The following is a 7,949-nucleotide window of genomic DNA, read 5'->3' on the forward strand; positions in this document are numbered from 1 at the left end:
GGCAGCGCATTGCGAGGCTCAATGAGGTGCCAGATCCATCGCGCGCGTTGAGCCTGATCGGTGCGGTTTGCGCGTCGCGCGCACTCGCCCGCGCGGGTTAGCGCGCGACGTAAAAGGGGTTGCCCAGATAGCTCAATACAGCGCCATCGGAGAGGATGCGCTCGACTCGCAACCCCTCGCGCGTTTCCTCGCCTTCTCGATATTTGAGCGCGTTGATCAGGACGAAACGCTTTGCGACATCCGGGTCGTAAACATGCACGGTCATCAGATATCCAGGCACCTGCGCCTGTTGCTGGGGTGTCAGACGCAGCCGCGTGGGATCGCCGTCGATCTTGACGGGCGCAGACTTCGCTTTGGATTTGGGCGGCGGCAGCCCCTGTTCGCGGCGCACCTGTTGCTTGAACGACTCGATATCGTCGAGCAGATCGACGGGGATCGGTGCGCGACTGGGCGGCTCACTGACCAGCGGCTCGGGATCGTCGGACGGAAGCTGCTCCGCGTCCAACTGACGTTGCAGTTCACGCTCCAGCGCCGGATCCAGATTTGGGTTGGGGTAGTCCATGAACTCCTCCGGGCCGGATTCCCCGCCCGCGGTGTCCCCGCGCACGTCGGGCGTCGCGGGGATGGCACGGACCGGATGTTTCGGAGGCGGCGCCTCCACCAGCGGCGCGAGCCGCAATGGAGCGGGCGCGGGCGCTGCCGGCTCCTCATCCGCCGCCGCGGGCCCGCCGGGATTTTCCAGGGAAGAAGGACGCTGGCTGTCCAGCGCCTTCGCCGCGGTCGGTGCGACCGGGGGCGATGCCGGCCCCCGCAATGCGGCAAAGAGCGCGATCACCACCGCCAGGGTCGCCAAACCAACGGCAAGCAGGCCCCAGTGATTGGCGGGGACCGGCTCTTTGTCCTCGCTGAAGATCCCGGTCATGTCCAGCGTCGGCACCTGACCGAGCTCACGCTCCTGCTGCGACTTTTTCAAGGCCTCCAGAATGTAGCTCATGGCGCCCCCACCTCGGGCGGGGAGTTCGCGGACGTCGCACCGAGCCGTGGCAGACCCGGCATCTCGACCGCTTGATTCAGTTGGATGAGGGTGCGTGGACCGGCGATGCCATCGGGTTGCAATCCCCTGGATGCCTGAAAGGTCCGCAACGCGGCCTCCAGCGGAGCGTCGAAGCGGGAAGAGTCGCCGGGCAAGACCTCCAGGCCCGGCACCCGCGATAAAAGCTGGCGCAGCCAACGCACATCCTCGCCCCAGGAACCCGAGGCAATGAGGGTCGAACCGCCCGGCGGCGGTTGCCAGACCAGGGTATAATGGCCGGTCCAGATCCGCTCCAACCCCGCCACCGGGACGCGCTCGCGACCGGTGGCGAGATCCAGCGTCGCCTCGCTTTCGCCCAGCGCGCTCAGGACCACGAAACGCTTGACGCCGCTAGGGCTGGCGACCCTTAGCAGCGCGGGCAGATCGAAATAGCGGAGATTGCCGAGCGTACCCAGCTCCTGCTCGCAGCTCAGGCCGACGCGCGCAAGCCGCGCGCAGGGCTCGCCAGACCCGAGATCGTCCAACTCCAGACCCCAGCGCCGCGCCAGGAGCCTCACGGCATCGGCCTCGGGCATGGCCAGCCGCTCCAGCGTCGCATCTAGCGCGTCACCCTCGAAATGCGTCATCGCGACCAGTGGCGGCGCCTCCTCGGGCGCGGGCGTCTCCGCGGTTGCCGCGCCCGGCTCCGGCAGCGGGATCGGTTCCGACGCAGCGACCGATGCAGCCAATGGAGCGGGCTCCGCGGTCGCCGCCGCGACGGTTGCGTCTTGCGGCTCCTCAAGCGCGTCCGGCTCGCTCGCCGGTCCCAGGGGCGGCTCATCGGTGTGACGCGCGAAACGAGCGGCAAGGAATCCAAACGGATCGCCGTCGATTGCGTCCAGCCATGCCGACCCCCACCAGCCCGCGCCCAACGCCAGAACAAAGGCGGCCGCCGCCAGGAATGCGGGCCGCACGGCGGGTTGACGCGCAACCTCGATCGCCCCCCCCTGTACCTCGCGCGCCGCCTTGGCGACGATCAAGGGCGTCACTTGCGAACCGCGGGTCACGCAGGTTCCCAACAGCGCCCGATCGCAGAGGATATTGACCAGGCGCGGAATCCCGCCGGAATAGCGATAGATATGACGAATCGCGCGCGCGGTGAACAGGGGCCGATCGACCCCGGCGACCGCCACGCGGTGACGGATATAGTCTCCGGTCTCCCGGAGGTTGAAAGGGGTCAGGTGGAAGCGCGCGGTGATGCGCTGATTGAGCTGCCGCAACTGTTCGCTGTCGAGCATCCGCCGCAGTTCGGGTTGACCGATCAGAAAAATCTGAAGCAGTTTGTGTTTGGTGGTCTCCAGATTGGTCAGCAGCCGGATCTGCTCCAGCACCTGAGGCTGAAGGTTCTGGGCCTCGTCGATGATCAGCACCGGGCGGCGGCCCTGACCATGCGCCTCCAGCAGATACTGGTTGAGCCGATCCACCAGCACCTTGATCGACCGCTTGCCTTCCGAGACCGGAATCTGAAATTCGTCGCAGAGATTGAGCAACAGCTCGTTGGCGGTCTGGGCCGGATTCAGGATCAGGGCGACGTCAACGCCTTCGGGCAATTGCTCCAGAAAGGCGCGGCACACCGTCGTCTTCCCGGTCCCCACCTCGCCGGTCAGCAGCACGAATCCGCCGCTCTCGCCCGCGCCATAGAGCAGATGGGCCAGCGCCTCCCGATGCTGCTCGCTGAGGAACAGATAATGCGGATCGGGCGCTATGGAGAAACTGGGCTCCTTGAGCCCAAAATACTTTGGATACACGCTTGCTGCTCGGTACGATGTTCGCCCAGACCCGCGCCCGGCCGAATGTCCGCCGGAAGACAGGATGCGATCGATTGAATGATGCTGGCGAAACACCCGAATCGACAGGAGTGACTCGCCGCTGTGGCAGATTAGTCAGGCCGTTCCGGGGCGTCAAGCGAGCCGATGGCGCGCATTGCGCCGACCCATCGGTTCATCCGCGATGACCGGCGCGTGACCCAAGGCGCTCGTCGCCTCATGCGGCGGTCGCGACGGCCGTCGCCTCGATCGCCGGCTTGACCGGATACCGGAGACGGACATAAACGCTGGCAAACATCAACAGGATATTGATGACGCCCACCACCACGAAGGGCGCGCGCGGGTCGATCCGGTCGAACAGGTGCCCGCCCACGAAGGTGATCAGCAGAATTCCGATCGCGCCGGCGACGTTGAAGGCGCCCAGCACCGAACCGCGCTGCGCGGGCGGTGCCTCCTGCCCGATCAGCGATTGCCCGCCCAGAAAGACGCTGATCTGGCCGATCCCAAGCAGGATGAAAAAGATCAGTCCATGGCTGGCCAGCGGATCGTCGAGCAGCAGCAGGGCCAGATTGCCCAGCGCGGCCAGCGCCATGCAGACTGCCAGCGCGCTGGCCCGGTCGATGCGGTCGAGCAATGGACCCAGGATCGGCGCCCACACCAGGGCCGCGATCTGGGCGATCACGAAGATCATCGTCCCGCCCATCACCGCCGCTGCCGGCTCCAGCCCGGCGGCCTTGCCGGCGAGCGTGCCCCAGAGGATCAGGAAGACGGCATTCACGGATTGATCGCCGCGGGCGATGAAGGCCGCCGAGTAGGCCAGCAAAATGCGCGGATTGCGCGCCTGCGAGAAACCGCCGATCAGGAGTTCACGCACGCTCGGGCGTTCCGCGTGGCGGATCGGCAGACCGGGCTTGAGTCCCCACAGCAGAAAGGCGGCGACCGCGACCGAGAGTCCGGCGACGATGAAATGGGTCAGACGGCCCGCCGCGACCCCATCGAAACCCGCGCCAGCAAACACCTTGGGCAGCGCGCCGAAGCCCTGGCTGATGAAGACGACACCCAGTCCGCTCAGTAGACCCACGATGGCGACCAGCTTGCCGCGCGAACATTCGGCGGGATAATCGGCCAGGACGGTCGAGAGTCCGCCGGCGACCGTGACCACGGCCATGGCGTAGACGATGCGGTAGACATAGAGCGCATCGACCGATTCGGCCAGCGGGTACAGCACATAGGTCAGGGCCAGCAGGAGAAAGCCCGCGGCATACACCGGTCGGCGCCCGATCCGATCCATCAAGATTCCGGCGGGCAGAAACAGCAGCAGCGTGAGGATCTCGGTGAAAAAGACCAGATTGCCGCTGATGGCGCCCTGCTCGGACGAGGGAATGTGGAGATGTTCGTTGAGGATGTAGGTCTGGCCGATGGAGATGAAGATCATCAGACCGATGGAAAAAAAGGCCGCGATGAGAAAGGTCCAGCCATGGCGCGGCAGGACGCCGGGGGCGAGACGGAGCGGGCCGATTCGGTAACTAAGCGCTTGATCAGGCATGTCGTGTGTGATCTCGGGATGGTCTGGGCGTGTTGGCGATGGTCGATGGGCGCCGTTTGCCGCGTGATACGGCTGACGGGATGTCGGCCTCCGCGGGACCGACAGGATACCGCTTCTTTTGTTAGGCGATTCCTTGATTTCCGCCGCGACTTCCTCAACCGAGTTCTCTGTCGCAATGCAGCCGGGACGGTCAGGAACGTAGGCGGAAAAGTTGCCTGCTGCTTTTTCGATGACGATTGCGTAGCGCATCATTTCACCTCCAGCCTGCTTGTTTGAAATCGGCTCCGGCGTCACCCTGGACCTCAATCTGAATAATGGTCTCAGTCTGTCCAGAGCCGTCGGGGTGTCCGCGAACAGCGACCATCTCAATATTGACGGGGGCATCCAAGGGACGATCAAGGTCTCGGATTCGACCAATGGCCAAGCGCTTGCCGTCGGACTGGGCGCTTACAAAAACAGCGGCTCAACCAGTAACATGAGCATCAACGGGGGGATCTCGGGCACGATCACGGTCTCGGGTTCGTCGGGTTCGGCCGCGAATGCGGAAAGCTACGCCATGGGGCTGTACGTTCCGATAGGCACCTTAAGTCTCGGTGGGGGGCTCTCCGGCACGGTCAGCGCGACGATGTCGGCGTCGTACGCGATGGCTGCCAACAATGCCTATGGGCTGTACGGTGGTAGCGCCTTGAGCCTCAGTGGAGGGCTCTCCGGCGCGGTCAGCGCCACGGCCGCAACGTCGGATGCCTACAACCCCGCTTCCGCCAATGCCTTCGGGCTTTACAGTGGCAGCACCTTAAGCCTGAGCAATGGCCTCTCCGGTACGGTCAACGCGACGGCCACGCACTCGGCGTCTTCATCGAAGAATGCAGATGGAACCGCCTATGCTATCGGGCTTTTCAGTGACAATAAAGGTTCCTTGAGCCTCAGCGAGGGGCTCTCCGGTACGGTCACGGCCTCGGCAAACGCGACCAAGAACGGAAATGCCTACGCCTACGGTCTGTATTCATCCGGAGCCCTGAACGGCGGTTCGGCCAGTACTCCCTTGTCCATCTCCGGGGTCGTCTCCGCCAGTGCGAACAGCACGGCCGTGGCCGTCTATTCCGCCAATGCCGCGAATCTCTCCGTGACCGGAACGCTCAGCGGCGTGGACACGTCGGGAAGCAACGGATACGCGATCCAAGTAGGTAGCGGCAGCAGCCTCATCCTCGGCACGGGCGCGAACCTCGTCGGCAAGGTGAATCTGGGGGGAAGCAGTTCGGTGACCCTTTTGGGGACAGGCTCCTCCGCCAATCTCTTCCAGAACGTCACCAATCTGGTGGCAGGCGACGGCAGCACGGCCACCAGTTGGACCCTCAATCCATTGGCCGCCAACGCGAGCACCTATGGCAACCTGACCATCAATTCCAGCGCCGCCCTAACCATCAATGAAAACGTGGCCATCACCGGCAACACCGTGGACAACGGTTCGCTGACCTTCAACCTGGGTTCGAATATGACCTATGCCGGAGCGATCTCCGGCTCCGGTTCGCTCACCAATGCCGGGGCCGCCACGCTGACCCTGACCGGCAATAACACGTACTCGGGCGGCACGACATTTGCCGCCGGCACGGTCAGCGTACCCGCCTATTCCAACCTGGGCACCGGGCCGTACATCTTTTCCGGCGGAACGCTGATGGTGGATGGTATCGACGTCTCGCAAGGCACTATCCCTGTACATGCAGCGGGTGTTGTCTACGATACCACCACGCGCGACCAGACCATCAGCGCCATCCACAGCGGTTCCGGCTCTCTCACCAAAATCGGTTCCGGCCTCCTGACGCTGACCGGCGACAGTTCGACCTATACCGGCACACTCACCCACACCAATGGCAAGATCATGATCGCCCCTGGTGCAGTTCTCGGCGGCTCCGCGATCGTCGCCACAGGCGGTACGCTTGGGGGCTCTGGCACGGTCGGCAACCTGACGAGCAGTGGCACGGTGACCCCCGGCGGCTCCATCGGCACCCTGACCGTGGCCGGCAACTATACGCAGTCAGCCTCCGGCATGCTCCTGGCCGAGGTGTCGCCCTCGACGAGCGACCTCCTTCGAGTCGCTGGCTCGGCCAGTCTCAACGGCACGCTAACGGTTGCCCCGGAGCAGGCTTTTTATGCGACGGGAACCACCAGGAACATCCTCACCGCCGCTGGCGGCGTGTCTGGCTCCTTCGCCCATGTGGCCCCCACCAGCGGCAGTTGGAACCTGATCTTCACGCCCAGGTACACGGCCGATGGCGTCAGTCTCACGGTTTCCCGACTCTCCTACGCCACGCCGGCCCGCTCCTCCCGAGCCGCCTCGGTCGGGGCCGGGCTTGATGGTGCGGCCGCAACCGCCACCGGAGAAATAGCCACGTTGCTGGCCACCCTGGATTACTCCTCGCCCGCCCGGACCGATGACGCCCTCAACATCTTGAGTCCGGAATCCTACGACGCCGACACCCAGGCGCTGCTCGAAGGCGGATGGGTCTTGACCTCGGCCCAGCGCAGCGCCCTGCATGGGGAGATCGGCACCGGCAGTCTGGCCGTCGCCGGCGCCCAGGGCATGGCCTCCGGCGGCGCAACACGACTGGAGGAAGGCCAGTACGGGATGTTTTTGCAGCCGTTCGGCCTGCAGACCCGTCAGTCCGACGATGCTGACCGTACCGGCTACGAGGCGGATACCGGCGGCTTGACCGGTGGAGTTCTCTTCCGTCCGACCGCCAACCTGACGATCGGCATTGCTCCCGCCTTCATGAGCCAGTCGGTGACCTTGCGCTCCAACAGGAGCGGGAGCGGTAGCAGCACCATCCAGGACCTGAGCCTGGCGCTGCTCGGCGCTTACCGCCACGACGCCTGGTATGCAGACGCCGTGGCCCGGGTGGGCCTGAATACCTTCGAGTCATCCAGATCCCTGGTGCTGCCGGGTGTGTCGCGCACGGCCAAGGGACGCTGGAATGGCTGGAATACCAGCCTGTCGGTCGGCGGCGGCTATGACTTCAAGGCCGGGGAATATTCCTTCGGCCCCATCGCCTCGATCGACTGGCAGTATCTCGATGAGGACGGCTTCACCGAGACGGGAGCCGGCACCTTGGGCCAACACATCGGCACCCGGCAAAACCATTCGCTCAAAACCATGGTCGGCGCACGGATGGCCCGGACCTTCGAAACCGCGCACGGCACGATCAGTCCGGAACTGCGGGCCGGCTGGGGCGCGCAGTGGCTCGACCAGTCCCAGGGCATCGAATCGTCGTTTATCGACGCGCCGCTTTCCAGCTACCGAGCCGAGATCTCCGAGAATGCCTACGATGCGGTCATTGTGGACGTGGGAGCGAGCATGCGCTTCACCAGCAATCTGACCGCTTCGGTCAGGGCTGGCCTGGAGCTTTTCCGTCCGAACCATGAAGCCCAAGCGATCAACGTTAGCCTCGAATATTTGTTTTAACCCGAATGTTTCATAAATCTCCTAGGAGCCTGTCCGACTTAGGTCGGACGTCGCGGCGAAGCCGCTCTGGAGGCTGAAAATCAAGGTGACTTTCTCATCAATGGGTCA

The 7,949-nt window shown here is 64.5% G+C and carries 4 protein-coding genes; 1 reads left to right on the forward strand and 3 read right to left on the reverse strand.

Annotation, left to right across the window (positions count from 1 at the left end):
- Positions 1-97: 97 nt before the first annotated feature.
- From QZY07_RS25360 to QZY07_RS25370, 3 genes are all read right to left on the reverse strand, one after another.
- Positions 98-994: a general secretion pathway protein GspB gene (locus tag QZY07_RS25360; RefSeq protein WP_295408879.1), complete on the reverse strand. Its 897-nt coding sequence runs from the start codon at positions 992-994 to the stop codon at positions 98-100.
- The gene (locus QZY07_RS25365; RefSeq protein ID WP_295408881.1) at positions 991-2,820 is read right to left on the reverse strand and encodes an AAA family ATPase; all 1,830 of its coding nucleotides are present in this window, start codon (positions 2,818-2,820) and stop codon (positions 991-993) included. Before QZY07_RS25365 ends, QZY07_RS25360 begins: the two co-directional genes overlap by 4 nt.
- Before the next feature lie 235 nt (positions 2,821-3,055).
- Positions 3,056-4,384, reverse strand: a complete 1,329-nt coding sequence (locus QZY07_RS25370; RefSeq protein ID WP_295408883.1) for an MFS transporter — start codon at positions 4,382-4,384, stop codon at positions 3,056-3,058.
- Positions 4,385-4,652: 268 nt separating this feature from the next.
- On the opposite strand from QZY07_RS25370, the gene QZY07_RS25375 reads away from it, so the two are divergent.
- Entirely contained in the window at positions 4,653-7,841 is a 3,189-nt protein-coding gene (locus QZY07_RS25375) for an autotransporter domain-containing protein (protein ID WP_295408885.1), read from the forward strand.
- Positions 7,842-7,949: the final 108 nt, after the last annotated feature.

It is taken from the genome of uncultured Thiocystis sp. (genome assembly GCF_903866365.1).
In the GTDB taxonomy this organism is placed as follows: domain Bacteria; phylum Pseudomonadota; class Gammaproteobacteria; order Chromatiales; family Chromatiaceae; genus Chromatium.

Excerpts from the sequence above, each read along its gene's own strand:
- QZY07_RS25360 (WP_295408879.1), bottom strand. The coding sequence starts at position 994 with ATGAGCTACATTCTGGAGGCCTTGAAAAAGTCGCAGCAGGAGCGTGAG.
- QZY07_RS25370 (WP_295408883.1), bottom strand. The coding sequence starts at position 4,384 with ATGCCTGATCAAGCGCTTAGTTACCGAATCGGCCCGCTCCGTCTCGCC.